This window comes from Hoeflea phototrophica DFL-43, assembly GCF_000154705.2.
In the GTDB taxonomy this organism is placed as follows: Bacteria; Pseudomonadota; Alphaproteobacteria; order Rhizobiales; family Rhizobiaceae; genus Hoeflea; species Hoeflea phototrophica.
Genome location: NZ_CM002917.1, coordinates 3779504 through 3805619 on the forward strand (window position 1 = coordinate 3779504; position 26116 = coordinate 3805619).

A 26116-nucleotide genomic window follows, 5' to 3' on the forward strand; every position below is an offset into this window, starting at 1 on the left:
GCAGATATCAGCTGCCGGCACCGCCCAGCACGGTAACCGAACGGCGATTCTGCGACCAGCAGGAGATGTCGTCACACACGGCAACCGGACGCTCCTTGCCGAAGGAAATCGTCTGGATGCGGTTGGCCGCAACGCCGCGCGATGTCAGATACTGCTTGGCAGCCGCAGCGCGACGGGCGCCGAGTGCGAGGTTGTATTCGCGCGTGCCCCGCTCATCGGCGTGACCTTCCATGGTGATACGGTAGGTCGGATACTGGTTGAGCCACTGCGCCTGGCGATCAAGCGTCGATGCCGCATCGGGGCGGATCACCGAGGAGTCGGTGTCGAAGAAAATCCGGTCGCCAACATTGACGGTAAAGTCCTGCTGTGAACCCGGTGTGGCGTTTCCGGCCAGTCCGAGATCAGCGGCATTGTTGGGCAGGGTCTTTTTGGAAGCGCAACCGGCCAGCGCCAGCGCGGTAAACAGCGCCAGCATTGCCGGGTTGCGAACAAGAGCTTGCATGCGGCCCATGGCCGGTCTCCTTAAAAGTTTTGGTTGACCGTTTCTAACCGACTGCGGTTAACCGGCGCTGAAAAAAGACGGTTAAGAAACTCTTGCTTGAGCCGCTTTAAGACGCATCTGGACGTAAAATGCGGCGCAAACGCGGCGAAATTCTGCCTTTTTGCCGGTTTTCCGCATCCCGGCGAGCGTTACTCCAGCAAGGGTGACCAGGCAGGATCGGAAGCAAAGGTGGGCGTTGACACCAATTGCTCATTGTAGCCGGTCAGGTCGATTGAATAGATCTGGGGCCCGCCTGCTCCCGCCGGCTGACGGAAGAACATCAGCACACGGCCATTGGGGGCCCAGGTCGGTCCCTCATTGTGAAAGCCAGTGGTCAGAATTCGCTCGCCGGATCCATCCGTGCGCATCACCCCGATCGAGAACTTGCCGCCTGATTGCTTGGTGAATGCGATCAGATCGCCGCGTGGCGACCAGACCGGGGTCGAGTAAGATCCGTCACCAAAGGAGACACGGCGCTGGTTCGAGCCGTCGGCATTCATGATGTAAAGCTGCTGCCGGCCGCCACGGTCGCTCTCGAAAACGATCTGGGTGCCGTCCGGCGAATAGGAAGGTGACGTGTCAATCGCCGCCGTGCTGGTCAGCCGCGTGGTCGCGCGCGAGCGTAGATCCATGGTGTAGATATTGGCATTGCCGTCCTGCTGCAGGCTCATGATCACCTTCTGCCCGTCCGGCGAGAACCGGGGCGAGAAGGTCATGCCCGGGAAATTGCCCACAAGCTCACGCTGACCGGTCTCGAGCTGAAGCAGATAGACCCGCGGCTGCCCGCCTTCGAACGACATGTAGGTGATTTCCTGCCGGCTCGGTGAAAACCGGGGCGTCAGCACGATGCTGCTGGCATCGGTCAGCATGCGGACATTGGCGCCATCCTGATCCATGATCGCCAGTTGCTTCTGACGGTCGGTCTTCGGCCCGCTCTCGGACACAAACACCACCCGACTGTCAAAATATCCCTTTTCGCCGGTCAGCCTCTCATAGATCGCATCAGCGATGATATGGGCAACGCGGCGCCAGTTTTCCGGACTTGTGAAGAACTGCTCGCCGGTCAGCTGCTGCGACGCAAACGTGTCCCAAAGCCGAAACTCCGCGCGCAGCCGGCCATCCGATTCCCGGACAACCCGACCGACCACCAGTGCCTGGGCATTGATCACACGCCAGTCCTCAAAGCGCGGACTGGCATCGGGATTGGAAATCCGTTCGATGAACGCCCCCTTGGCGATCGGCGCAAACAGTCCCGACCGCTTCAGGTCTGCGGCGACCACGGCTGAAATCTGAGCGCCGATTGCATCATCAGACAGGAAGTCAGTGATTGCGATCGGCAACGGCTCGACATTGGCGCGATTGATGTCGATCTCGACCACCGCGCGTGCCGGACTTGAGGCCAGAAAGGCCAGTGCAGCAACGATCGCGAAGGGAAAGAGGACTAAACGGTTCATCAGGTTCATGGTGCAGCCTTTCAGCGCCATTTCAAGCTTTGTCTTCATTGTGCGGACCGCGTCACTTTGGTTTTGTGCAAACCCGGCTTGGCAATCCGCCTTTTTTTTAACCATGCAATTCCGGACAAGAGAACCTCGTTCCGCCTTCCCGGCACATATGGCCTAGAACATCTGACTTGGGTCGAAGTTCACCACAACTTCCGACCAGGAATCATATTTTTCCGCTGGCAACTGGTAGGGCTGCGCCCGCAGAACCGCACGTTTGGCGCTGCTCGCAAGTGTCCCGCGGGTCCCGGCGGACCCGCCAGTCGCCGAAACATCCGGTTGCCCGACAATATTGCCCGACACATCCAGGCGCATTTTCACGGTCACCCGCACATCTCCGCCATCGGCCATGCCGGGAATGATGTTCCAGTACCGCTGGATCTGGCCGCGAAGCGCATCCATTTCGCTCTGGCTCAGCGTGTTGCCACGCGTGGTCCGGGCACCGCCAAGTGCTGCCGTCTCGGTCGAGCGCTGGGCACCGCCGCCGGCTGCATCCTGCTTGTTGAGCAGAGCCGCAACCTCGTCGGCGTTGAAATCGCTTTCCCGGGTGGAGGCGGTTTGCGCCGGCGCCTGGGGCCTTGGCGGGGTAGGACGTGCCTGCGGCACCGGACCCGCACTTGGCAGGGCCGCAAATTGCGGTTCGGCAGGTGCCGCTTCGGAAATCGCCTCGGCCACCGGGTCAGGAGCCGTCTCTGCCGGCAGAGCGGCAACTTCCGTGGGCGCAGGCTCGGGTTCGGCAGGCGCCGGTTCCGGAGTTGGCGCGGGCTCAGCCTCGGCGGCCTCCGTGACAGGTTCAGGGACGGGCTCGGGAGTCGGCGCCGGTTTCTCCGCAGGCTTGGGCGGCGCTTCGGACACGACTTCACGCGGGCTGGGCGTGGCCGCCTCCGACGGCTGCAGGTCAACGGTGTTGTCACCGGTGTTCTGGGCATCGGGAACCGGGTCGGGCCGAGTGGTGGGAACCGGTGCAGCCGTCTCGGCAAGCGGTGCGTCTTGCGCGCCCTGCTGGATCTGGGTCAGCTCCTCGATCGGCACGATGCTCACCGGCAACGATTCGACGTTCTCCACCTCAAGCGTCTTCGGCGCGGAAAACGACGACAGCGCAAAGCCGAGGACCACCGCATGTAAAACCGTTGATGTCGCCAGGCTTCCCTTCATCGGCGTGCCGTCAGCTATCCTGTTCCTGGAGCGTGACCAGACCGAGATTCTTGAAACCGGCTGCCGAAATGCGCGCCATCACCTTCATCACCGTTCCGTAGTCGGCATTGGTGTCGCCACGCACATAAATCCGCTCGTCATAGCCGGTGGTTGCGATCGCCTCGAGCTTGGCCACAACCTCTTCAATCGGGATCTCGGTCTCCTGCAAATAGATCTGTCCGGACGAATTGACCGACACCGTGATCGGCTGCGTCTCGGAATTCAGCGCCTTGGCCTGGGTTTCAGGCAAATCGATGGGAACGCCCACAGTGAGGAGTGGCGCCGCGACCATGAAAATGATCAGAAGCACCAGCATAACATCGACAAAAGGCGTGACATTGATCTCGCTGACCAATTGCTTGCGGCTGCCGCGACGGCCCCGCCGAGAGCCACCACCGCGGCCGCCTGCTACAGACATTCCCATGCCGGCCTCCTATTCCGCCGCCTGGCGGGCACTCATCCGTTCATCGATCTGACGCGACAGGATTCCGGAAAATTCATCGGCAAAGCCCTCCATCCGTCCCGACAGTTTGCCTGCATCGGAGGAGAACTTGTTGTAGGCAATCACCGCCGGAATAGCCGCAAGCAGACCGATCGCGGTGGCCAGCAGCGCCTCGGCAATGCCGGGCGCAACGACGGCAAGATTGGTCGATTTCGATCCGGCGATCGCCTGAAACGAGGTCATGATGCCGACCACGGTTCCGAACAGGCCGATAAATGGCGCCGCCGATCCGATCGAGGCCAGCGAGCCGAGCTTGGATTCAAGATGCTCGGCTTCACGTGCCAGTGTCACGTCCATCGCCTTGTCGATGCGCATCTGCAATCCGATCGGCGATTTCGCGCCGCGCTCGAAGGATTTTTTCCATTCCCGCATCGCCGCCACGAAGATCGCGCTCATACCGGAGGTCTTGCGGTCAGACAGCGTGCGATAGAGTTCCTCAAGCGACTGACCTGACCAGAAAATCTGTTCGAACTGGTCCAGCTGGCCTCGGAACTTGCGGTAGGACACCCATTTGTCGGCCACTATAGCCCAGGTCCAGATCGATGCGCCGACAAGGCCGAGCATGACCAGTTTGACCACGAAGCCTGCCTGCATGAAGAGCGACCAGAGGGTTACCTCGCTGGTCGCCGCCAGTCCTACCTGTTCCATTCACATACCCTCAAATCCATGCGCCCGGTCGATCTACCGGGCGGCCAAGACGTCACTTTTGCCGGGAATCCAGAAGTGCGCGATTGCCGCCTTTTCACTTCTCAAACCTTCTCGCGGCCAATTTTGGTCAAAGGATGGCGCACCGGATATGCGCAATCTTATCCATTTGATTCATACTTGGTTATGGTTAAGGCTTGGTTAGGATTTGCTGATCGGCAAGCAAATACAAGCTGCCTCAATCCGGCAAGGTCAGCACCACAGGCCCGTTGCGCGTGACCACCAATGTGTGCTCGAACTGCACCGTCAGCGCGCTGGGTTCCCCGAACAGCGTCCAGTTGTCCTTGTCTCCATCCTCGGCAAAGATCGCTCCCAGTGACAGGAACGGCTCGACGGTGAAGACCTGCCCTTCCTGCATGATGCGTTTCTCATGCTTGTCCGGCCAGGTGGCGATCTCGCCCGGCTCTTCATGGAGAGAGCGCCCAATGCCGTGGCTCGCCAGGTTCTGGATCAGGGTGTAGCGATGCTTGCGCGCGAACTTGCCGATCGCATCCCCGATGGCCCCGAGCCGGTTGCCGGTCTTGACCTGGTTGATGCCGAGCCACATCGCCCGCTTTCCGTCGCGCAGGAGCCGTTCGGTCCTTGGCGGCATGGCACCAAGGCCGAAAGAGGCTCCGGTGTCTGAAAAATATCCGTCCTTGAATGCCGAGACGTCGATATTGATCAGATCACCAGCCACAATCACGCGGTCACCCGGAATGCCGTGAGCAACCTCCTCATTGACGGAAATGCAGGTGGCGCCGGGAAATTCGTAGCAGAGTTCAGGTGCCGAAACGGCACCGCAGCTTTCGAGATGGTTTCGCCCGATGGCATCGAGCTCGCCAGTGGTCATGCCGGGTTCCATCTTTTCCGCCATCACCTGAATGGTTCGGGCGCATATCCCGCCAATATGCCTGAGACCCTCAAGTTCGTCTTCCGAGCCAACGACCATTTGCCGGTCCTCTTGTTTTTTTGTTTCGGGCTGAGCGCGCCGGTCTAATCCGCAAGACCGAGCTTTGCGGAGAGTGTCTCAGGCAGCCGCCGCGCCCGGCCAAGCCCGTTGACCACCGCGACCGTGACCACCGCGCTTGAGAGCAGATCGCCATCACGCCGGATTTCCTGATCAAGCATCATACGCGCGCCGCGCACCTCTTGAGGCCTGGTGATGATGGTCAGCACGTCGTCCATCCGCGCCGGAGACTTGAAGTCGATCTCCATACGCCGGACCACGAAAGCGACCGCGTCCACGGGATCGCTCTGCGCATGCAATTGCCCCTGCGAAACGCCGAGAAGCCGGATGAAGTCCGTCCGCCCACGCTCGAAAAAATGCAGATAACGGGCGTGATAGACAAAACCGGAAAAATCCGTGTCCTCGTAATAGACCCGTTGCGCCAGCCTATGGCTGCCGTCCTGAATCTGTCCCGATAGCGTTGTGTCCATGGTTCCGGCCTGCCCGATCATTTGCTGGGTTTGTCCACAACCCGCAGACGGGTTTGAGACAATCGTGTTTCTGTCATAAAACCGATCTATCAAGATGAAAACCATGCAGGCACAGGAGAATCACCGATGAAGATTGCAATCATGGGCGGCGACGGGTTCGTCGGCTGGCCGACTTCGCTGCATCTCTCCAATGCCGGGCATGAGATCCACATCATCGACAACCTGTCGCGTCGCTGGATCGACACCGAACTCGGCGTGCAGTCGCTCACGCCGATGGATTCGATCCAGGAACGCACCCGCATCTGGCATGCAGAGACCGGCCGCAAGATCCATTTCCACCTGATCGATCTGGCTCAGGACTATCAGTTGCTCAAGAACTGGCTGGCAGAAGAACGGCCGGACGCGATCGTGCATTTCGCCGAGCAGCGCGCAGCACCCTATTCAATGAAAAGCGACCGCCACAAGAACTACACCGTCAACAACAACGTCAACGCCACCCACAATCTGCTCAACGCCATGGTCGAACTCGATCTTGATGCGCATCTGGTGCATCTGGGCACCATGGGCGTCTATGGCTATTCGACAGTGGGGGCTGCGATCCCCGAGGGCTATCTTCCGGTCGGCATCGAGACGATGACCGGCGAGACGGTGAAGCAGGATATCCTCTATCCGGCCAATCCCGGCTCGATCTACCACATGACCAAGTGCCTCGATCAGCTGATCTTCCAGTTCTACGCAAAGAACGACAATCTGCGCATCACCGACCTGCACCAGGGCATTGTCTGGGGCACCCACACCGACCAGACGAGGCGTCACGAGCAACTGGTCAACCGGTTCGATTATGACGGCGACTACGGCACCGTGCTCAATCGCTTTCTGATCCAGGCCGCGATCGGCTATCCGCTGACCGTTCACGGCACCGGCGGCCAGACCCGCGCCTTCATCCATATCCAGGATTCAGTCCGCTGCATCGAGATTGCGCTCGGCAATCCGCCGGCGCGCGGCTCCAAGGTCGAGATCTTCAACCAGATGACCGAGACCCACCGGATCAGCGGTCTCGCAAAAATGATTGCCGGCATGACTGGCGCCGAGATCGCCTGGCTGCCGAACCCGCGCAAGGAAGCAGCCGAAAACGATCTGGTTGTCCGAAACGAGAAATTCCTCGAACTCGGGCTTGAGCCGACCACGCTGAAGGAAGGGCTTCTCGAGGAGGTCGTCGACGTCGCGAAAAAATTCGCCTACCGCGTCGACCGTTCGCGGGTTCCCGCAGTGTCGGCCTGGACCAGGGACATCGCCAACTCGATCAACCGCGATCCGGAAGGCAAGGCGCTCAAATCCGTTTCATGAGCACCCAAGCCCCCCTGCCCGCAGGCCTGAGCGCGGACAAGCCGGCTGCAAGCCATCGTGCCTATGTCACGCTTGTCACCAATGCGGACTACGCCATGGGCGCCCTGGCGCTGGCCAGATCAATCCAGCTCAGCGGGTCCACCGCAGACATCGTTGTTCTCCACACAGGTGGAGTGGATGATGCCGCGCTCAAGCCGCTGTTGGATCTCGGCTGCCGCCTGGTCCGCACCGAGCTGCTCGACACTTCGGATGCGTTCAACGAGCGCCATGCCCGCGGCCGGCTGCACGCCGATGCCCCTTTCACCAAGGGACGCAAACCGGCGTTTCACTCCCCGCTCGACAATTTCTGCAAACTCAGGCTCTGGCAGCTCACGGATTACCAGGCTTGCGTCTTCATCGACGCCGATGCGCTGGTGCTCAAGAACATCGACAAGCTGTTCGACTATCCTGAATTCTCCGCCGCCCCAAATGTCTACGAGACCTTGCGGGATTTCCACCGGATGAATTCCGGCGTCTTTGTTGCCAAGCCGGCGCTTGCGACCTTCGCCGCCATGCTCGAGATGCTGGATCAGCCCGACGTCTTCTGGCGGCGCACCGACCAGACATTTCTCGAGACCTTCTTCACGGACTGGCACGGCCTGCCGGTGACCATGAACTTGCTGCAATATGTCTGGTTCAACCTGCCCGAGCTGTGGGATTGGAAGCAGATCGGCGTGCTGCATTACCAGTACGAAAAGCCCTGGGAGGCCGACCACCCCAAGTCGGACAGGCTGCGCCCGCTGATCGATCTCTGGCATGCCTATTTCACTGGAGAGGCGATCCCGGATGTCGCCGCGCTGGCCAATCCCGCCGGACTGAACGACAAATGAAAGCCCTGGTCACCGGCGGCACGGGTCTGGTCGGACGCTACATCGTCGAAACGCTGCTGGATGCCGGTTACGATGTCACCGTTGCCGGCAGGACACCGCCGGCCGATGATCTGTTCCCCAAGCCCGTTTCGTTCCGCCACGCAACCCTTGATCCGGACGGGATCGGCGAAGACCTGTTTACGGGGATCGATGCAATTGTGCATGCCGCCTTCGATCACCTGCCCGGACGCTACCGCGGCGGCGAGGGCGATGATCCGGAGCAGTTTCGCCGGCTCAATCTCGATGGCAGCGTCAAGCTGTTCGAAGCCGCGAAGTGCGCCGGTGTACGGCGGGCGGTGTTCCTGTCGAGCCGCGCAGTCTATGATGGTATCACACCGAGCACTCCCTTGACCGAAGACCTGCCGTTGAAGCCTGCTTCGCTCTACGGCGAAATCAAGCTTCTGGGAGAGCAGGCACTCGCGGGCCTGAATGGGCCGGATTTCATCACCGCAAGCCTTCGCCTCACCGGCGTCTATGGCGCACACAGACCCAACAAGTGGGATAGCCTGTTCGCCGACTACCTGGCGGGAGGCCCGGTACCGGTCCGCGCCGGAACGGAAGTCCATGGCCGCGATGCCGGGCACGCCGTCAGGCTGATGCTGGAAACAGACGCGGAGAAGGTCGGCGGGCAGAGCTTCAATGTCTCGGACATCGTCACCGACACCCACGAGATCCTCGGGCCCCTCAAAGCATCGAGATCAGACACGCCGGCTCTTCCCGCCACTGCCGGGAAGGCGGAAGTTGCAGAAATGGAGACCGGTAAAATAAGGAAGCTTGGCTGGCGGCCCGGGGGATGGCCGCTGTTCGAGCAGACACTCAAGCAGCTTGCCAGCCAAACCTGATCACTCAAACCATATGGATTTTCTGTGATCCGGTACCCGGGATCACAATTTACCGTCGTCCCAGGCGATATGTTCCGTGGCATCCGGCAGGGTCTCGATCCGGTCCGCCAGGAACACCGGCGGCAATGGAAGGGCCGCGAGGCTTTCGCGGGTCGCCGGCACCCATTTGAACTCCAGCCGGTTCTTGCCATCAACCACTTCGTGGACGATCCTTCCATCCGTCGAGAAGGGAAACGCGTCGGGCAAGTCCATCAGATAGTACCACCCGAATTCGTGCCAGGAACTGCCTTCGAAGTTGAAGAAATTCTCCACCAGGAACACCAGCCGCCCCACCGCTGCCGCAACACCGAGCTCTTCATGCATCTCGCGGACAAGCGTCGCGCGGCTGTCTTCACCCAGCTCAGCCGTACCGCCGGGAATGGTCCAGAACGGCTCGTGCACGGCGCGGTGAATCAGCAGATGGCCGTCGCGCAGCGCCAGTCCGGCGACGCGGGCATTAAAGCGCCGGCCCTTGTCATTGAACCGGATCGTGCGCCGCGACGCGCCGCTCATTCGTCTTCGAACAGACTGGCCTGGCTGGCAGCGAGGTCCTTGGGCGGGTTCAGTCCGATATGCCCCCAGGCGCGCGCCGTCATCACCCGGCCGCGCGGCGTGCGCTGCAGGAAGCCCTGCTGGATGAGATAGGGCTCGATAATATCCTCGATGGCGTCGCGCGGCTCCGACAGCCCGGCCGCGATCGTTTCGATGCCCACGGGGCCGCCGCCGAAATTGCGGGCGATCATATCAAGATAGCGCCGGTCGAGCTGGTCAAGCCCGATGCTGTCGACCGACAGCCGGGTCAGCGCCTCGTCGGCGATTTTCTGGGTGACCGCTTCGGCCTTGGCGACTTCCGCGAAATCCCGAACCCGACGGAGTAGCCGTCCGGCAATGCGTGGCGTCCCGCGGGCTCGGCGGGCGATTTCAAGCGCACCGTCATCGGTCATGCCGAGCCCCATGATCCGCGCGCCGCGGCGGACGATCAGTTCGAGCTCTTCGACCGTGTAAAACTGCAGCCGCACCGGAATGCCGAAGCGGTCGCGAAGCGGCGTGGTCAGCAGGCCGAGCCTGGTGGTCGCCGCAACCAGCGTGAACCGCGACAGGTCGATCTTCACCGACCGGGCCGCAGGCCCCTCGCCGATGATCAGGTCGAGCTGGAAGTCTTCCATCGCCGGATAGAGGATTTCCTCGACCGCAGGATTGAGCCGGTGGATCTCGTCGATGAACAGCACGTCACGATCTTCGAGATTGGTGAGAAGCGCTGCGAGATCGCCCGCCTTGGCGATCACCGGTCCGGAGGTCGAGCGGAAATTGACGCCAAGCTCCTTGGCCATGATCTGCGCCAGTGTCGTCTTGCCCAAGCCCGGAGGGCCGACAAACAGCACGTGGTCAAGCGCCTCGGCCCGGCCCTTTGCGGCTTCGATGAACACCTTGAGGTTGGCGCGGGCCTCGGCCTGGCCGGTGAATTCATCCAGCGACTGCGGGCGCAAGGTCGAATCCACGTCCTCGCCGCGCTTGTCGGGGGAGATCAGGCGGTCAGGGTCATTCATGCAAGCAGCTCTATGCCAGGCACCGACTGGGCGGCTTTACGGTCAAACGTCATCGTCGTTTCACATCCATTTTCGCTGTTGAGCCCGGCAATGACAACGTCGGAGAAATCCGGATGCGGGGATTGCAACCACTCGCTCCAACTGCCCGTCTGCATGGTCTCCGGCACTTTGATCTCCACGGTGTCGAGCAACCCCGCCACTTGCCTTCGAGCCATCGCGCGGTCGGTCTTGTAGATCCTCTCCAGCACCCAGATGGTTTCGGCAATCACGATCGGATTGACAAACAACGGCCTGTCGGGACCGCTTGCCTTCACCAGCCTGACCGCAGCATCGAACTGCTCGGGGTCATCACGCGTCAAGAGCCGGACGATGATGTTGGTGTCAATCCCGATCATACGACCGCTCGTACCGGTCAGAGACAGCCTCGCCGACTGCCTCGTTCATGGCTTCGATGGATACCGGTTCGCGGTTGGGTTCGAAAAGGGCGCCCGCGAAATCGAGGGCGCTGCGGTTTTTCGGCACCAGCACCACCTTGCCGTCGACGAATTCATAGCCGATGCGGTCACCCACCCCGACTTTCAGATATTCACGAACTTCCATCGGAATCGTTGTCTGGCCCTTGGCAGTGATTTTTGATTCGACACCCATATCCTTACCATTTCCTTCAATCCTTACATTTCAAAATAGTAAGGATCTTCCTCAAGAGCAAGGAATTACCGTGCAAGTTCCTTTAGCCCCAGCCGGATCAATTTGGCGGAATCCGCATCTTCACCGGCGGTTTTCATTGCCGCAGCCACGGCATTGGCGGCCTGGTCACGCGAGTAGCCCAGATTGCAAAGCGCCGACACGGCATCCGCGATGGGCGCGGACGCAACACCCTCGCCCAACTCCTGCTTGAGCCCCATGGTGCTGCCGGCGTCGCCCGAAAGCGCCGGAGCCTTGTTCTTCAGTTCGGCAACAATGCGCTGCGCCACCTTGGGCCCGATGCCCGGTGCGCGCGCCACCATCGCCTTATCCTGCAACGCAATCGCATTGGCGAGTTCGGACGTGGTCAGCGTCGACAGCACCGCAAGCGCCACCTTGGCACCAACGCCCTGCACACTTTGCAGCAGCCGGAACCATTCGCGCTCGAGTGCCGTTTCGAAGCCAAAAAGCTTGAGCTGGTCTTCGCGAACATAGGTCTCGATGAACAGCACCGCCGCCTCACCAGCCGAGCCGAGCCGTGACAGCGTCCGCGACGAGCAGAACGCCACGTAGCAGACCCCATGCACATCGATCAGCACATGATCCTCATCGATCTCTTCAATGGTACCTTTGAGCTTGCCGATCATGGGTGTGTATCCGGGGCTATGATGTCGAGCGTCGGGAAATAGCTGCGGAAGCCGTTGGGATCGCGCGTCAGCAGCCGGTAACCGCGGACCACCGCATGCGCGCCGATCAGAAAATCAGGCAATGTCCGCTCGCGGCTTCCGCCATTTTTGCGGAAGAATCGAAAGGCTCTCCCCGCGGCGAAAGCCGAAGTCCATGGAAGGTGCTCACGCTGGAACTCGGCAGGGTCGAGCAGCGCATCAACCTCCTCCATGGATTCGTAGCGGTAGGAAAACTCGCTGAAGATCACTGGATTGATCACCAGAGCGCCCTGCTTGAGCGCCTCCACCATCCGGTCGCGCGACCAGTCCCGCCAATCCGGATCGCGGAAAGCGATGTCGATCAGGACATTTGTATCGACCAGCGTCCCCATGCCTAGCGATCCCGCGTTTCACGCATCACGTCGTCCGCGCTGAGCGTCGGATCGCCGGTGCCCTCGAGACGGTCAAGCGCGGCAAGAAAGCGGGCCAGGCGCTGCCTGTCGGCCTTGCGTTCGCTGCCATCCTTGGCCTCGAGGAAAATTCGCCCGCCTTCCACGGAGAAGACAACCTCGCTGTTGGCCCCAATCCCTGCCAGATCGCGGAGGTTCTTCGGGATCGTTACCTGACCTTTTTCCGAAACGCGCACCTTGTCGCTCCAAGTTAGAATAAATCCAACTTATTCCTACTTGTGGAACATGTCAAGAACAAAAAGACGCATTCATTCCGCGGCCATGCGCCAGGCCGGCGATGTCCTGTGATGGGCGTGGCAGATGGCGATCGCCAGCGCATCCGCAGCATGATCGCTGTCGAATGTTGCCTTCGGGATCAGCATCTTGACCATCATCAGGATCTGTTTCTTGTCGCCATGGCCGACGCCGATCACGGCCTTTTTCACCGCATTGGGCGCATATTCCGCAACCCGCAAGCCCGCGCGCGCCGGTGCCAGCATGGCAATGCCACGCGCCTGGCCGAGTTTCAGCGTTGCCGTTGCGTCCTTGTTCACGAAGGTGTTCTCGACCGCCGCCTCGAACGGACGGTGGGAGTGGATCACGCCCTCAAGCCCCTCGTAAAGCTGGTTCAGCCGGGAGGCGAGATCGAGCTTATTGTCTGATTTAACGGTTCCGGACGCGACAAAACGCAACGAGTTGCCGGTGCTGTCGATGACACCCCAACCGGTGTTCCTGAGCCCCGGATCCACGCCAATGATTCGAATCGTCTCCGCCATGACAAAATCCTATCTCCAAGCACCGGACCATTCCATCGAAAAGTGAACAAAACAAAAACATTCACAGCTGTGCGCAATTGGTTTTGCGTTCCACCATCGACCACCTACATGAGGGGCAGCGCGGCAAAGACCGCAGGACCCGCATCGAAAGAACCCCAATGACCGCCTTTTCAATCCTTGATCTCTGTCCCATCGTCGAAGGCGGCACAGCGAGCGATGCGCTTGCGAGCACGCGAAAAATGGCCAAGCAGGCGGAAGATGCCGGCTTCACCCGTTTCTGGCTGGCCGAGCATCATGGCATGAAGGGCATCGCCAGCGCCGCAACCGCCCTCGTCATTGCCGAGGCAGGCAACGCGACCAGCACAATCCGCATCGGCTCGGGAGGCATCATGCTGCCCAATCATTCGCCGCTGGTGATTGCAGAACAGTTCGGAACACTCGATGCGCTGTTCCCCGGCCGTGTCGATCTCGGCCTTGGCCGTGCGCCTGGCACCGACATGAGCACCGCCCGCGCCCTGCGACGCAATCTCGAGGCAGGGGCCAACAGCTTCCCCAATGACATTGTCGAATTACAGCATTATCTCGGCGAACCTCAAGACGGAATGCTGCTCGCGGTTCCCGGCGCAGGTTCTCACGTGCCGCTCTGGATCCTCGGATCCAGCATCTACAGTGCGCACCTGGCCGCAGCCCTTGGGCTTCCCTACGCCTTTGCCTCGCATTTCGCGCCTGACATGCTTCTGGAAGCGCTCGACATCTATCGAGCCAAATTCACGCCCTCGGCCCAACAGGACACGCCCTACGTCATGGCGGCCACAATGGGAGTCATGGCGGAAACCGACGCGGAAGCGGACTACCTGTTCACCTCCGTGCAGCAGACCTTCGTCAACATGCGCCGCAATGCCCGCGGCAAGATGCCAAGGCCCGTCGACACCATGGACGGCTTCTGGTCCGAGATGGAACAGATCGCCGTCGAGCACACATTGCGCTACGCCGTGGTCGGCGGTCCGGAAACCGCGAAACGAAAAATGCAGGACTTCATCGACACGACCAAAGCCGATGAAATCATGATCTCGATGCCCATCCATTCAATTGATGCGCGGCTCAAATCGGTGGAAGGTTTCGGCAAGCTGCGCAGCAGTCTCTGACGCCAAACAAAAACCGCCGGCAAAAGCCGGCGGTGCGATATCTGCGGACAGTGTTGGGTTCAGGCCGAAAGCTTGGCCATCACCTCGTCTGAGACTTCAAAGTTGGCATAGACGTTCTGCACGTCATCATCATCATCCAGCGTGGCGATGAGCTTGAGCACAGACTGAGCCTTGTCCTCATCGACCGGGGCAGAAGTCTGCGGTTTCCAGATCGCCTTGATCGACTGCGCCTCGCCAAGCGCTTCTTCGAGCGCGTTGGACACCTCACCGATGTCTTCGAAGGCACAGATGATCACATGCTCGTCTTCGCTGCTGGTCACATCCTCGGCGCCGGCCATGATGGCGGCTTCCATGATGGCATCAGCGTCGCCGGCTTCTGGCGCGTAGATGATTTCGCCAACCCGGTCGAACATGAAACCGACCGATCCGGTCTCGCCCAATGCACCGCCGGACTTGGTGAAGGCTGCACGCACGGTTGAAGCGGTCCGGTTGCGGTTGTCGGTCAGAGCCTCGACGATGACTGCGACGCCGCCGGGGCCGTAGCCCTCATAGCGCACTTCCTCATAGTTTTCGCTGTCACCGCCCGAGGCCTTGTTGACCGCACGCTGAATGTTGTCCTTGGGCATGGATTGCGACTTGGCATTCTGGATCGCCAACCGCAGCCGCGGGTTCATCGCGGGGTCAGGCGCTCCCATCTTGGCAGCAACGGTGATTTCGCGCGCCAGTTTTGAAAACATCTTTGAACGGACAGCGTCTTGCCGTCCCTTGCGGTGCATGATGTTCTTGAATTGTGAATGGCCGGCCATGAAGCACCTGATCTTTGCTCTGGTTTTGGATTGGCCGCCTTATAAATATCTTACCCGGTTTCGTCCAGAAGGACATGACCATTAGCTGAAGTCCAATAGGGTGACGTGGTGACCAGATATGCAATTCCCGCTTTGCCGCTGACCGGTGGATGTCAGTGTGGCAAGATCCGTTACCGGCTCAAGGCCAAACCGCTGGTCTTCTATCTGTGCCATTGCAAGGAATGCCAGCGCCATACTTCGTCGGCCTTTGGTGAGAGCCTGCGCTTTGAACGCGCAGCACTGGATGTCGACGAGGGCCTGGCCGTGTTCAGCCGCACAAGTGATGCCGGTGCATTGCGTGAAGGCTGGTATTGTCCCGATTGTGGCGTCCGGATCTGGCATGGGACCAGACAGTCGCCGGAAATCAACATCAAGGCAGGCACCCTTGATGATACGTCATGGCTTGTCCCCGCCGGCCACATCTGGACCCGATCCATGCAGCCCTTCTTCAGGCCGGGCGAAGAGGACCTGATCTACGAGGCGCAGCCCGACGACAATTACGATGCGCTGAGATCCCGCTGGAGAGACATGTTCGGCAGCACATAAACCTGCGGCGGCTCCGCCAGATGCAAGGTTTGCCAAGATCGAGATAATGGCAAGAGGCGCCAACCGCTCATGGCAAGCAAAGCGCAGTCGATGGTCCCAAAGGAAACCGAGAACAAATCCATACCGGATTACGCCCTTTCCCGGCCTTTACCTTGCTGCCGCGTGCACTACACTGGTAGTATTGTGAAAGCCAACTCGCGGAGCCGCCCATGCCCCGGATACAAGCCTTTCTGCTCATGCTGGCCCTTGCCTGCGCTCCCGCTGCGATGCCTGAACCGGCGAAGGCCCAGGAAGCCCAACGCCCGTTCAGCCAATGCCTTGCGGTGGCCCAGTCACTTCCCGGCGCCACCTACGCCAATTTCATACCGGACGACATGGACACCGGCTTCAAGCTGGCGCAAGCAGGATCGGCCGAGGTCGAGATCATGTTTGCAGGCCACTCGACCTACGTCATCACGACACCGGCAGGCGTGACCATCGCCACCGATTTCAATGGCTGGTCCGGCCGGGTTGCGATCCCGCGGGTGGTGACCATGAACAAGGCGCACTCCTCGCACTACACGCTCTCACCCGACGAGCGCATTGACCATGTGCTGCGCGGCTGGAACTTCGACCAGACCCCGGCCGATCATGATGTGGTGGTCGAGGACGTCTATGTCCGCAACGTCACCACTGATATCCGTAATTTCAGCTCCATGGAGCCGGACGGCAATTCAATCTTCATCTTCGAGGTGGCAGATCTGTGCATCGGCCATCTGGGACACCTGCATCACCCGCTTGAAGACAAGCATTTCGCCCAGATTGGCCGGCTCGACATTGTCATGGTCCCGGTCGATGGTGGATTGACGCTGAGCCACGAGGCCATGACCGGCATTGCAAGACGGCTGCAATCCTCGATCCTTCTGCCCATGCACCGGCGCGGCGCACCGCTGTCGAGTTTCATCGAGATGATGGGCGACAATTTCGTCACCGACTATGTCAACTCCGACAGCTTCACCATTTCCGCCCGGACGTTGCCGCGGCGGCCGACCATTATGGTCTTGAAGGGGGTCTGACCATTGCGCAAACGAGACCTTCTCAAGCATCTGACTGGACTGATCTGCATTGCTGCAACTCCACGGATCGCGATTGCCAGCACCGAAGACGGACGCACCAAACTGTTTGCTGCCTTGAAGCAAGCCAAGACCGAACGGGAGGGGCGGCAGGCTGAACACGAGATCTGGCAGTGGTGGCTCTCTCAGGCACCAACGCCTGAACTCCGCGCCGCGGTGGAACACGGCATGAGCCGGCGCAGCAGCTATGATTTTGAGGCAGCTGAAACAACGCTCGATGAGGTGATCGAAGTCGCTCCCGCCTACGCCGAAGCCTGGAACCAGCGTGCTTTCGTCCGTTTCCTCCGCGAGAAGGACGCCGGCGCACTGTCCGATCTCGAAAGGACGATAGAGCTCGAACCGGATCACTTTGGCGCGCTTGCTGGCATGTATCATGTGCTGATGCGCATGGGCCGGTCCAAGGCGGCGGTCGCATCCTTGTCACGCGCGGTTGAGATCCATCCCTGGATTCAGGAGCGCGGATTGCTGCCGCCCGATCCGGAGGCAGAACGTCCGGCGATCAAGGGAAAACAGCAGGACCTCTAGGGCCTTCCCTGGGCGGGAAAACCGCTCACGCAGCTTCGGCTCGCCGCACAAGGAGGCCGGATTCGTGACCTGATACACCCAACAGCCTAGCTCCTGAGCGATTGACCATCCTGAAACGGCCCGGTATCGCTTTAGCGCGATCATTTCAGGGAGGCAAAGATGCTGCGTTGGATCATCCTTTCGGCAACCCATGGCATCATGCTGGTTGTTGGCTTTGCCTTAGGCATTTACCTTCTGCCGATCATCACGGCACCGCCTTCACCTGACCAGGCGATGCTTACCGAGAGCGCTCAAACAGCACTCTACAAGGCTGACTTCCAGCGCGACCTCAGGGGCAGCGACTTCCTGCATTGGGGTGAAGGCACTGTCAGCGTGTCGGCGACGCAGATCACCCATCAGGGAAGCCTCGCGCCCGGACCCGACTACAAGCTTTATCTGGTGCCCGAATTCGTTGAGGATGAGGCTGAGTTCCTGGCCGTCCGCGACACGGCCCAGCGACTGGGTGACATCAAGACCTTTGACGGCTTTCTGGTCGATGTGCCCTCGACCGTCGACATAGAGGCCTATACGACCGTGCTGGTCTGGTGCGAGACATTCGGCGAATTCATCAGCGCTGCCAAATACCGCTGACGCAACCGGCTTCCAGATTTCAGCTCCAGAAATCGGGAAAAGTCTCGCTCAAACGCGGACCGATCCTGAGCGGCGCAATCTTTTCCGCCAGCCCGGTCCGGTCAGAAATCTCGACGCCGACACCGCAGATGGTTGCCGGGCCCGAGGCCACTTCAAAACGCCCTTTTGGAATACGCGACAGAAACCGGCTCAACGGCTCTTCCTTGTCCATGCCGATGGACGAATCATAATCTCCGCACATTCCCGAATCCGACATGTAGGCTGTCCCGCCATTGAGAATCTGTGCATCGGCCGTGGGCACATGGGTATGGGTACCGACCACAAAGCTCGCCCGGCCATCGACAAAATGCGCAAAGCAGAGCTTCTCGCTGGTCGCCTCGGCGTGAAAATCAAACACCACGGCATCAGCGACGTCACCCAGCGGGCAGGCCTCCAGAATGGCTTCTCCGGCTGAGAACGGATCGTCGAGATCGGGATGCATGAACACCCGCCCCATCACATTCGCCACCATCACCCGGGCCCCATTTCGAGCGATGTAGAGATTGGATCCCCGCCCCGGCGTCCCGGCGGGATAATTCGCCGGACGAAGAAACTGCTCATGCCGGTCGGCAAAAACCAGCGCCTCTCGCTGGTCCCAGACATGATTGCCTGTGGTCACAACATCTGCGCCGGCATTCAGCGTTTGAAGAAAGATTTCTTCGGTAATGCCGAAACCGCCCGCCGCATTCTCGCCATTGACGATGACGAAATCGAGCTTGAAATCACGGATCAAGCCAGGAAGGCGGTCCCAGACCGCGGTGCGGCCGGTTCGTCCGACCATATCTCCAAGAAACAACAGGCGCATCGAACCTCTATAGACTTTAGCCGAAGGAGCGCAAGCCTTGCTCGGTGAGGATCATCTCAAGCGCAACATCATGTGGTTCGGCCGGGAGAGATTCGGTCTCCTGGCAGGCGAAGGCCGTGCCGATCAGCCGCAATCTCTTTCCACCGGCGCGCAATCGGGCAATCGCCCGGTCATAATGGCCCGCGCCATAGCCGAGCCTGTTGCCCTCACCATCAAAGGCCGAAAGCGGCATCAGCATCAGATCCGGATCGAGGAGTTCCGCATCCGGCCCAGGGCCCGTGGTGCCAAATCCTGTGTCCACCAATCCCGATTCGCGCTCAAAGGCCCGGAAGGCAATTGTTTGACGGGCCAGCACAACCGGCAGGCAAAGCCGGGCGCCACGCGCCCGAAAACGCGCCAGCAACGGCCGAAGGTCGGGTTCGGAACGAATCGGCAGATATCCCGCAATCACGCTGCCCGGATCGAATTCAATCGCCTCTGCAGCCTCGGCCATAGCCAGGCTCATCTCGATGCGGGCTCCGGTGGCAATCGCATCACGCACGGCCAGCATCCTTGATCTGATTTGTTGTTTGCTTTCCATCACCCGATTCCGAACTCCACCAAACTCGCTCAGCTTCAATTGCAACCGCTACCCTCGCACCGTCAACCTCGGCGCGGTCAATTCGGCCGAAAGGTTTGAACGCCTTCACAAGCCGAAGATTGCAAGAGGAAGCGCCAAACAACTATGTCCTGCAAATCTCAGATCGGCACAGCAAAATGCACCCGGTTCCGTCCCAAAACGGGATGGCAGATACGCTTCGTAAAGGAACCCTGAGAAATCGATTTGCCCTGGCAGCGCTGTTGCCAGATAGGTCGCTGACGCTTGAAAGTATTGATAATATTAGAAAAAAAGAATATTAATGGCAGACAGTCGCAACAGCCTGACACATTTGGAACACGCTTGCCTGCAGTCGGTGGCGCAGGGACAATGTGTTGATTCCATCGCCCAGCAAAGCGACAAATCCGCGTCAGAAATCGAGGTGGTGCTGGCTTCGGCGCGTCTCAAACTGACCGCCAGCACAAATGTCGAAGCGATCGCCCGGGCGCTGAAGCTCGGTCTGATCGAGTAGCGAATCTGCCTTGTTTGGTCGGCCGCTTTTGGGAAGCATTTGACTACTCCGGATCGCCGATACCGCCGAGAAACACGCGAATGGCGAGTTCAAGCCTTCGGTTGTAGGCTTCAAGTCGTTGGCTGGGCGGCTGAGAAACCACAAGATGCTCAAGCAAGCCCTGGTGCGCCATATCCGACATCAAGCGGGCAGCAGCTTCTGTGTCTGCAATACGGATCTCGCCACGATCAACCGAACGGTCCAGTTCCACGCGTATTATTCCGTAGAGCGCATAGGGCCCTTCCTGCAAAAATTCATTTGCGAGTTCGGGCTGCCTTTCAGCCTCTGTAATGACAGCACGCAGGATCACCAGGGGCAGCAGATCGGTGAACCCCTTGCCCGACGGCGACAGCAAAAGCCGCAGTCGTTCAGCCAGCGGGCGGTCGATCTGGTCTTCAGTCAATGGCCGAGTGATCGTCTGGCGCATACGCCGGACAATTGAGGCAAAGAGCTCGGCGCGGCATGTGAAAACCTCATAAAGCGTTCGCTTCGACATGCCCGCCTCTTGCGCGATCGCCTCCATGGAGGCGCCCGCAAGCCCCTTGGCCACGATGATCCTTTCAGCGGCGTCAATGATGATCGCTTCGCGCTCTGCCAGACCGAGCTGTCGAGGCCTGCCAGGCCCGCGGCCAGATTTAGGACAATTTTGCAAACAGCCAGACCTCCCTATCTCGCAGTTGCAGCATTGTACTTGCACAACGCCGTAAAACAATTATAAAACCACTTGGTTTCCATTTTAGCCGCTGCGCAGATAAACGCCAAGCGGCAACTTCTGATTCAGCGGAGATACCCATGCGGTTAGCGTCCTACGCCCTGATTACGTCCCTGGTCGTGGCCATTGCGTCCGTCGCCTCGGCGCAGCAGCAGGAGCGCCCCCCCACCCCGGTCACTGTTGTGACCGTGAAAGCGCAAACCGTCACCGTGACCTCCACATTGCCGGGTCGTGTCGTCGCGTCCGGTGTGGCGGAGGTTCGCCCTCAGGTGAACGGCATTATCGTTGAACGCCGTTTCGAGGAAGGCTCGGCGGTGAAGGAGGGCGATGTCCTCTACCGGATTGATCCGGCGACCTACAACGCACAGGTCGTGACTGCCGAAGCAGCCATAAATCAAGCGCAGGTCAGTCTGGATTCGGCCAATCGCGATCTCAAGCGTATGGAACGGCTGCGCGAGAGCAATTTTGCAAGCGAGCAGTCTCTAGATAATGCAATTACCGCACGGGATACCGCCAACGCCGCACTGCAAGTTGCCAAAGCGCAACTGCTCGCTGCCAACATAGATCTGGAACGCACCACCATCCGCGCCCAGATATCCGGCGCGATCGGCTTGTCGTTGACCACCCAGGGCGCGCTGGTCATCTCCGGGCAGACCAATCCACTGGCGGTGATCCGCAAGCTCGATCCTGTCTATGTCGACGTCGCTCAGTCGGCAGCCGATCTGATACGCTGGAAGCGCAAGGGTCCCAAGGCCGCCGGAGCAAATGTCGACACCAAAGTTGAACTCAAGCTTGCCGACCGCACGGTTTACGACCACACCGGCGAGCTGACCGCAGCAGAACCCCATGTGGACGAAAACACAGGTGTCGTGACACTGCGCCTTCAGTTCCCCAACCCCGATGAAATGCTGCTGCCGGGAATGTATGTCCAGGTCGAGATGCCCCAGGGGGTCATCGAAAATGCTGTTCTGGTTCCACAGGAAGGGGTCTCGCGCGACCGCCGCGGCAATCCCATCGCAATGGTTGTTGGCGCCAACAATCTGGTCGAGCAGCGCGCCCTGACAATCATCAGCGACCGCGGCTCGGACTGGATCGTGACGGACGGAATCAAGGCCGGCGATCAGGTGATCGTAGAGGGCCTGCAGAAGATAGGCGTCGGCGCACCTGTGGTCCCGCAAGAACGCGCCGAACAGCCGGTTCAGAACTGACCTCGCGGAGATTGACATGGCACGCTATTTTATCGACAGGCCGATCTTCGCATGGGTGATCGCGATCATCATCATGGGCGCCGGTGTCCTTTCCATCATGACCTTGCCCATCGCCCAGTATCCGCAGATCGCGCCACCGACGATCTCGATCTCGGCGACCTATCCGGGCGCTTCGGCTCAGACGATCGCCAACACGGTGACGCAGGTCATTGAACAACGGCTGACAGGTCTTGATGGGTTGCGATATTTCTCATCAAGTTCCACCTCGTCCGGGACAGCCACCATCACACTGACCTTCGAGACCGGAATTGATCCCGACATCGCCCAGGTCCAGGTCCAGAACAAGCTGTCACAAGCAACCGCGCTGTTGCCAGAAACGGTACAGCGCCAAGGCGTGACGGTGCAAAAATCCGCTGCCAGCTTCATGATGGTGATCGGTCTGATTTCGGAAGATGGCGCCCTCGACCAGACCGACCTGGCCGATTACCTCAACACCAATCTCGTCGATGATTTCAGCCGGCTGGAGGGGGTTGGCGAGGTCCAGGTGTTCGGCGCCAAATACGCCATGCGTATCTGGCTCGACCCGGTCAAGCTTTCTGCCTACGGCCTGGCACCAAGTGATGTGCTGAGCGCCGTTTCAACAGAAAACGCCCAGATTTCCGCTGGCGCATTTGGCAGTTTGCCGACAGTTGAGGGCCAGCAGCTGAACGCCACCATCACCGCGCAGTCCCTTTTGACTACACCGGAGGATTTCGAAGCGATCGTGGTTCGCGCAGCCACCGATGGAGGGCTTGTGCTGCTCAAGGATGTGGCCCGCGTCGAAATTGGATCAGAAAACTACTCCACAAGGGCTCGCTACAACACCAACCCTGCCACAGGCATGGCCATCCGGCTGGCATCGGGTGCCAATGCTCTCGATACGGCCGAACTGGTCAAGACCAAAATCGAGGAAGCCTCAGCCTTCTTCCCCGAAGGCGTGACCTATGTGATCCCCTACGACACCACACCATTTGTCGAAATCTCGATCGAGGAAGTCGTAAAGACACTTATGGAAGCCATCGTTCTCGTCTTCCTCGTAATGCTGGTCTTCCTGCAAAATTTCCGTGCCACACTGATCCCGACACTTGCCGTGCCGGTGGTGTTGCTGGGAACATTCGGTATTCTTGCGGCCTTCGGTTTCTCCATCAACACACTCACCATGCTTGCCATGGTGTTGGCCATCGGTCTTCTGGTCGATGACGCGATCGTCGTTGTTGAGAATGTCGAGCGCATCATGGAAGAAGAAGGGCTCCCCCCGCTTGAGGCGACCCGCAAATCCATGGGCCAGATCACCGGCGCCCTGATCGGCATCGCTTTGGTGCTCTCAGCAGTGTTCGTTCCGATGGCCTTTTTCGGCGGTTCCACCGGTGTGATCTACCAGCAGTTCTCGATTACCATCGTTTCCGCAATGGGGCTTTCGGTCCTTGTTGCGCTGACGCTGACGCCGGCACTCTGCGCCACGCTCTTGAAACCGAAATCAGACCATCACGCCAAAAAGGGGCCGGCCGGCTGGTTCAACCGAGTTTTCGATCGCATTGCCGGCGGCTATGGCGCCAGCATTGGATGGATCGTCCGCCGTCCTTTCCGGGTTGGTGTGATCTACCTCGGACTTGTTGGCCTGATGGGATGGAGCTTTGTCCAAACCCCGACCGCCTTTCTGCCCGACGAAGACCAGGGCATTCTGTTTGCACTGATCCAGACGCCGACCGGCGCCACAGCAGAGCGCACCCAGAAGGTTGTTGAGCAAGTTGAGAACCATTTCCTGGTCAAAGAGAAAGACAATGTCGAATCGGTGTTCGGCGTCGTCGGATTTTCCTTCTCGGGCCAGGGCCAGAACATGGGTCTTGCATTCGTCCGCCTTAAGGATTGGTCGGAACGCCCTTCCCCGGCGCAAAGCGCCCAGGCAATCGCCGGGCGCGCCTTTCCCGCGTTCATGGGCATCAAGGATGCCATGGTCTTCCCGATTGTGCCGCCCTCGGTTCCCGAACTCGGCATGATGAGCGGCTTTGATTTCTATCTGGAGGCCCGCAACGGGCAGTCTCACGAGGAATTGCTGGCCGCTCGGAACCAGTTGCTCGGCATGGCATCCCAAAGCCCGATCATCGGTTCCGTCCGCCCCTCGGGCCTAGAAGATGCCGCTCAGTACAATCTCGACATTGACTGGCGTGCGGCGGGCGCAATGGGAGTCTCTGCATCCGATGTAGCTCAATTGCTCCAACTCGCCTGGGCAGGGAATTATGTCAACGACTTCATTGACCGCGACCGCATCAAGCGGGTCTATATTCAGGGCGAAGCGGAATCCCGTGCCCTCCCATCCGACATCTCCAAATGGAAAGTCCGCAACAGCAGCGGCGGGCTGGTGCCCTTCGCAAACTTTGCCAAAGGCAGCTGGACTTACGGTCCGCAGGGCTTGATCCGCTACAACAGCGTCAACGCCATGCAGATCCAGGGATCTCCTGCCCCGGGCTCTACCACCGGCGAAGCCATGGCGGAAATCGAGCGGCTGGCATCACAATTGCCCGGCTTCGAAGTTTCCTGGACCGGACTTTCATTGGAAGAGCGCGAATCGGGCAATCAGGCGCCATTGCTCTATGCTTTGTCCCTGGCAGCCGTGTTCCTGTGTCTTGCAGCCCTTTATGAAAGCTGGTCAATTCCGTTCGCCGTGATGCTCGCCATGCCCGTCGGCATCCTTGGCGCACTGTTATGGACCCTGTTTGGGGGGTACCAGAACGGCGTGTTCTTCCAGGTGGGCCTGCTGACTGTTGTCGGCCTGACGGGCAAGAACGCCATCCTGATTGTGGAATTCGCCCGCGAACGCTACGAGGCGGGTGAAGCCCTGTTCGACGCCGTCCGCGAGGCGGCGCGCCAGCGCTTCCGTCCAATCATCATGACCTCGATGGCCTTCTCACTGGGCGTGTTGCCCCTGGTGATCAGCACCGGCGCCGGGTCCGGTGGCCGCAATGCCATCGGCACCAGCGTGCTCGGCGGTACGATCTCGGGCACCGTGCTCGGCATTCTCTTCGTGCCGCTGTTCTTCGTGCTGGTCACCCGCCGCCGCAAGACCACGCAAAATGAGGTCGAGGCGCCCGCTGAAGCCTGAAGCATCCGCTAGAGCGCCGTGCGTCCAATTGGACGCACAAAGGTCGCTCTAACATTTTGATTTGATGCATGTACGTTATCACTCAATTGAATCCAATTGAGTGCGACATGCATTAGACCACATTCGTGTTCCCTCCCGATGACCATGACAAATCCTCGGATTTGTCATGGTGGCCCGGACGCCGGTCGAACCAGCGCATCGAAGCAAGGGAATTTGAGGAGATAAGTGCGACCCACGGCAGCCGATGGATTTTTTCGATCCCGGGAACCTACAACGTAGGTGGGCGCCATATGTCCGGGCCCACGGGCCCGGTCAGGGACAGCTCCCTTAGGATCTATTAAGGCCCCGGGGATTGTGTATCCTGTCGAGAAGCGCAGATCGCATCCTGTATATAGAGCCGACACGCCCCGAACGCCAGACGGTCGTCAATGATAATCAGCGGCCGGAGAGTTTGCCGGCAATCTCCTCGATTCTACCGGTGACTTCCGTAAGCGCCGCCGCGAGGTCATGATCCGTTTTCTCAACCTTGGTGAGCGCATTGTCGCGGGTCTTCTTCAGGGTCTCGACCTCGGCTTCCAAGCCGCGCATGCGGCGCTGCAACTCATGCAGTTCGTCCATCACCATGATGCCCGCCATCACTGTGATCCTGAGATCACCAATCTCGCCGAACTGCCCCTTGAGATGCCCGACATAACGGTCGAAACGTGCGGCCAGATCGGTCAGATGCTCTTCCTGACCTTCTTCACAGGCCATTCGGTAAGTCTTGCTATCGATGCTTACGGTGACTTGTGCCATTCAAACCGTCCTGTTTTCTGACATCGATGGTGCCCCGCACCGACTAGCGGTCCAGCACCGCGCGGATGGTTTCCATCGCCGTGACCAGCCTGCGCGAAACCTCACGGTTGGCTTCTTCCAGGCGGTTCGAGCGATCCTGTGCGGCATCGAGCTCCTGCGCGATCCGGCCCCGGTCCTCGATCATGCGGCTGAGCTCGGCCTCCGCCTCAGTTGCACTGCGGCCCGCCTCAACCTGTCTATCCACCTCATTGTCGAGCTGATTCAAGGCCTTATTCAAGGCCTCAAGCGCAGCTTTGACTGTGATTTCAGCGGGCATGGGCGGTTTCCCCAGATCTGGACCACAAGCCGAA

At 59.8% G+C, this 26116-nt stretch carries 32 protein-coding genes and 1 other RNA gene; 11 read left to right on the forward strand and 22 right to left on the reverse strand.

The window, feature by feature from the left end:
- Positions 1-7: 7 nt before the first annotated feature.
- The 7 genes from pal to ybgC form a co-directional block, all read right to left on the reverse strand.
- Positions 8-511, reverse strand: a complete 504-nt coding sequence (gene pal / locus HPDFL43_RS17865) for a peptidoglycan-associated lipoprotein Pal (protein ID WP_007198804.1) — start codon at positions 509-511, stop codon at positions 8-10.
- 179 nt (positions 512-690) lie between these two features.
- Positions 691-1995: a Tol-Pal system beta propeller repeat protein TolB gene (tolB, locus tag HPDFL43_RS17870; protein WP_425348860.1), complete on the reverse strand. Its 1305-nt coding sequence runs from the start codon at positions 1993-1995 to the stop codon at positions 691-693.
- 162 nt (positions 1996-2157) lie between these two features.
- Complete coding sequence (locus HPDFL43_RS17875) at positions 2158-3195, reverse strand: hypothetical protein (protein WP_040449317.1); 1038 nt, start codon at positions 3193-3195, stop codon at positions 2158-2160.
- Positions 3196-3205: 10 nt separating this feature from the next.
- Complete coding sequence (gene tolR, locus HPDFL43_RS17880; protein ID WP_007198807.1) at positions 3206-3658, reverse strand: protein TolR; 453 nt, start codon at positions 3656-3658, stop codon at positions 3206-3208.
- 9 nt (positions 3659-3667) lie between these two features.
- On the reverse strand, positions 3668-4384 hold the full coding sequence (gene tolQ / locus HPDFL43_RS17885; protein ID WP_007198808.1) for a protein TolQ: 717 nt from the start codon (positions 4382-4384) through the stop codon (positions 3668-3670).
- A 235-nt stretch (positions 4385-4619) separates the two neighbouring features.
- Positions 4620-5372 (reverse strand): type I methionyl aminopeptidase, encoded by a 753-nt coding sequence (map, locus tag HPDFL43_RS17890; protein WP_007198809.1) that lies wholly within the window; start codon positions 5370-5372, stop codon positions 4620-4622.
- Between the two features lie 44 nt (positions 5373-5416).
- Positions 5417-5881 (reverse strand): tol-pal system-associated acyl-CoA thioesterase, encoded by a 465-nt coding sequence (gene ybgC, locus HPDFL43_RS17895; protein ID WP_245271064.1) that lies wholly within the window; start codon positions 5879-5881, stop codon positions 5417-5419.
- A gap of 105 nt (positions 5882-5986) precedes the next feature.
- Between ybgC and HPDFL43_RS17900 the strand changes: the two genes are divergently transcribed.
- From HPDFL43_RS17900 to HPDFL43_RS17910, 3 genes are read left to right on the forward strand one after another with little or no spacing between them, the layout of a single operon-like run.
- Positions 5987-7207, forward strand: a complete 1221-nt coding sequence (locus HPDFL43_RS17900) for an NAD-dependent epimerase/dehydratase family protein (RefSeq protein ID WP_007198811.1) — start codon at positions 5987-5989, stop codon at positions 7205-7207.
- Positions 7204-8076, forward strand: a complete 873-nt coding sequence (locus HPDFL43_RS17905; RefSeq protein WP_007198812.1) for a glycosyltransferase — start codon at positions 7204-7206, stop codon at positions 8074-8076. The genes HPDFL43_RS17900 and HPDFL43_RS17905 overlap by 4 nt, the downstream gene beginning before the upstream one ends.
- A complete protein-coding gene (locus tag HPDFL43_RS17910) occupies positions 8073-8957 on the forward strand; it encodes an NAD-dependent epimerase/dehydratase family protein (RefSeq protein ID WP_007198813.1) in 885 nt (294 codons plus the stop codon). Before HPDFL43_RS17905 ends, HPDFL43_RS17910 begins: the two co-directional genes overlap by 4 nt.
- 42 nt (positions 8958-8999) lie before the next feature.
- On the opposite strand, the gene HPDFL43_RS17915 is transcribed toward HPDFL43_RS17910, so the two are convergent.
- The 8 genes from HPDFL43_RS17915 to ruvC all read right to left on the reverse strand — a co-directional run bounded on the left by HPDFL43_RS17915 (position 9000) and on the right by ruvC (position 13117).
- Positions 9000-9509: an NUDIX hydrolase gene (locus tag HPDFL43_RS17915; RefSeq protein WP_007198814.1), complete on the reverse strand. Its 510-nt coding sequence runs from the start codon at positions 9507-9509 to the stop codon at positions 9000-9002.
- Entirely contained in the window at positions 9506-10543 is a 1038-nt protein-coding gene (ruvB, locus tag HPDFL43_RS17920; protein ID WP_007198815.1) for a Holliday junction branch migration DNA helicase RuvB, read from the reverse strand. The genes HPDFL43_RS17915 and ruvB overlap by 4 nt, the downstream gene beginning before the upstream one ends.
- On the reverse strand, positions 10540-10938 hold the full coding sequence (locus HPDFL43_RS17925; protein ID WP_007198816.1) for a type II toxin-antitoxin system VapC family toxin: 399 nt from the start codon (positions 10936-10938) through the stop codon (positions 10540-10542). The genes ruvB and HPDFL43_RS17925 overlap by 4 nt, the downstream gene beginning before the upstream one ends.
- Positions 10925-11191 (reverse strand): AbrB/MazE/SpoVT family DNA-binding domain-containing protein, encoded by a 267-nt coding sequence (locus HPDFL43_RS17930; protein WP_007198817.1) that lies wholly within the window; start codon positions 11189-11191, stop codon positions 10925-10927. Before HPDFL43_RS17930 ends, HPDFL43_RS17925 begins: the two co-directional genes overlap by 14 nt.
- Positions 11192-11256: 65 nt before the next feature.
- Positions 11257-11874 carry a Holliday junction branch migration protein RuvA gene (gene ruvA, locus HPDFL43_RS17935; RefSeq protein ID WP_007198818.1) on the reverse strand — a complete coding sequence of 206 codons (618 nt, stop codon included), beginning with the start codon at positions 11872-11874 and terminating at the stop codon, positions 11257-11259.
- A complete protein-coding gene (locus HPDFL43_RS17940) occupies positions 11871-12284 on the reverse strand; it encodes a type II toxin-antitoxin system VapC family toxin (RefSeq protein WP_007198819.1) in 414 nt (137 codons plus the stop codon). The genes ruvA and HPDFL43_RS17940 overlap by 4 nt, the downstream gene beginning before the upstream one ends.
- A 2-nt stretch (positions 12285-12286) precedes the next feature.
- Positions 12287-12538 (reverse strand): AbrB/MazE/SpoVT family DNA-binding domain-containing protein, encoded by a 252-nt coding sequence (locus HPDFL43_RS17945; RefSeq protein ID WP_007198820.1) that lies wholly within the window; start codon positions 12536-12538, stop codon positions 12287-12289.
- A gap of 72 nt (positions 12539-12610) precedes the next feature.
- Positions 12611-13117 carry a crossover junction endodeoxyribonuclease RuvC gene (gene ruvC / locus HPDFL43_RS17950; protein WP_007198821.1) on the reverse strand — a complete coding sequence of 169 codons (507 nt, stop codon included), beginning with the start codon at positions 13115-13117 and terminating at the stop codon, positions 12611-12613.
- A 158-nt stretch (positions 13118-13275) separates the two neighbouring features.
- On the opposite strand from ruvC, the gene HPDFL43_RS17955 reads away from it, so the two are divergent.
- Positions 13276-14262 (forward strand): LLM class flavin-dependent oxidoreductase, encoded by a 987-nt coding sequence (locus HPDFL43_RS17955; RefSeq protein WP_040450478.1) that lies wholly within the window; start codon positions 13276-13278, stop codon positions 14260-14262.
- Positions 14263-14321: 59 nt separating this feature from the next.
- On the opposite strand, the gene HPDFL43_RS17960 is transcribed toward HPDFL43_RS17955, so the two are convergent.
- Positions 14322-15068, reverse strand: coding sequence for a YebC/PmpR family DNA-binding transcriptional regulator (locus HPDFL43_RS17960; protein ID WP_007198823.1), 747 nt, complete (start codon positions 15066-15068; stop codon positions 14322-14324).
- A gap of 108 nt (positions 15069-15176) precedes the next feature.
- Between HPDFL43_RS17960 and HPDFL43_RS17965 the strand changes: the two genes are divergently transcribed.
- The 4 genes from HPDFL43_RS17965 to HPDFL43_RS17980 all read left to right on the forward strand — a co-directional run bounded on the left by HPDFL43_RS17965 (position 15177) and on the right by HPDFL43_RS17980 (position 17920).
- Positions 15177-15653, forward strand: coding sequence for a GFA family protein (locus tag HPDFL43_RS17965; RefSeq protein WP_245271065.1), 477 nt, complete (start codon positions 15177-15179; stop codon positions 15651-15653).
- Positions 15654-15862: 209 nt separating this feature from the next.
- Positions 15863-16708, forward strand: coding sequence for an MBL fold metallo-hydrolase (locus HPDFL43_RS17970; RefSeq protein WP_007198825.1), 846 nt, complete (start codon positions 15863-15865; stop codon positions 16706-16708).
- Positions 16709-16711: 3 nt separating this feature from the next.
- The gene (locus HPDFL43_RS17975; RefSeq protein ID WP_007198826.1) at positions 16712-17290 is read left to right on the forward strand and encodes a tetratricopeptide repeat protein; all 579 of its coding nucleotides are present in this window, start codon (positions 16712-16714) and stop codon (positions 17288-17290) included.
- 159 nt (positions 17291-17449) lie between these two features.
- Complete coding sequence (locus tag HPDFL43_RS17980) at positions 17450-17920, forward strand: DM13 domain-containing protein (protein ID WP_007198827.1); 471 nt, start codon at positions 17450-17452, stop codon at positions 17918-17920.
- Positions 17921-17939: 19 nt separating this feature from the next.
- Here the strand turns inward: HPDFL43_RS17980 and HPDFL43_RS17985 are convergent, their stop codons facing one another.
- On the reverse strand, positions 17940-18764 hold the full coding sequence (locus tag HPDFL43_RS17985) for a TIGR00282 family metallophosphoesterase (protein ID WP_007198828.1): 825 nt from the start codon (positions 18762-18764) through the stop codon (positions 17940-17942).
- Between the two features lie 16 nt (positions 18765-18780).
- A complete protein-coding gene (locus HPDFL43_RS17990) occupies positions 18781-19344 on the reverse strand; it encodes a 5-formyltetrahydrofolate cyclo-ligase (protein ID WP_040449318.1) in 564 nt (187 codons plus the stop codon).
- Positions 19345-19663: 319 nt separating this feature from the next.
- Between HPDFL43_RS17990 and HPDFL43_RS17995 the strand changes: the two genes are divergently transcribed.
- A complete protein-coding gene (locus HPDFL43_RS17995) occupies positions 19664-19873 on the forward strand; it encodes a LuxR C-terminal-related transcriptional regulator (protein ID WP_007198831.1) in 210 nt (69 codons plus the stop codon).
- 43 nt (positions 19874-19916) lie between these two features.
- On the opposite strand, the gene HPDFL43_RS18000 is transcribed toward HPDFL43_RS17995, so the two are convergent.
- Positions 19917-20564 carry a TetR/AcrR family transcriptional regulator gene (locus HPDFL43_RS18000; protein WP_007198832.1) on the reverse strand — a complete coding sequence of 216 codons (648 nt, stop codon included), beginning with the start codon at positions 20562-20564 and terminating at the stop codon, positions 19917-19919.
- Between the two features lie 140 nt (positions 20565-20704).
- On the opposite strand from HPDFL43_RS18000, the gene HPDFL43_RS18005 reads away from it, so the two are divergent.
- On the forward strand, positions 20705-21832 hold the full coding sequence (locus HPDFL43_RS18005; RefSeq protein ID WP_007198833.1) for an efflux RND transporter periplasmic adaptor subunit: 1128 nt from the start codon (positions 20705-20707) through the stop codon (positions 21830-21832).
- A 16-nt stretch (positions 21833-21848) separates the two neighbouring features.
- Positions 21849-24971 carry an efflux RND transporter permease subunit gene (locus tag HPDFL43_RS18010; protein ID WP_007198834.1) on the forward strand — a complete coding sequence of 1041 codons (3123 nt, stop codon included), beginning with the start codon at positions 21849-21851 and terminating at the stop codon, positions 24969-24971.
- 225 nt (positions 24972-25196) lie between these two features.
- On the opposite strand, the gene ssrS is transcribed toward HPDFL43_RS18010, so the two are convergent.
- From ssrS to HPDFL43_RS18020, 3 genes are all read right to left on the reverse strand, one after another.
- Positions 25197-25354: non-coding RNA, 6S RNA (gene ssrS, locus HPDFL43_RS21750), on the reverse strand.
- 52 nt (positions 25355-25406) lie between these two features.
- Positions 25407-25766, reverse strand: coding sequence for a cell division protein ZapA (locus tag HPDFL43_RS18015; protein ID WP_007198835.1), 360 nt, complete (start codon positions 25764-25766; stop codon positions 25407-25409).
- A gap of 43 nt (positions 25767-25809) precedes the next feature.
- Positions 25810-26082 (reverse strand): DUF4164 domain-containing protein, encoded by a 273-nt coding sequence (locus HPDFL43_RS18020; RefSeq protein WP_007198836.1) that lies wholly within the window; start codon positions 26080-26082, stop codon positions 25810-25812.
- Positions 26083-26116 lie beyond the last annotated feature (34 nt).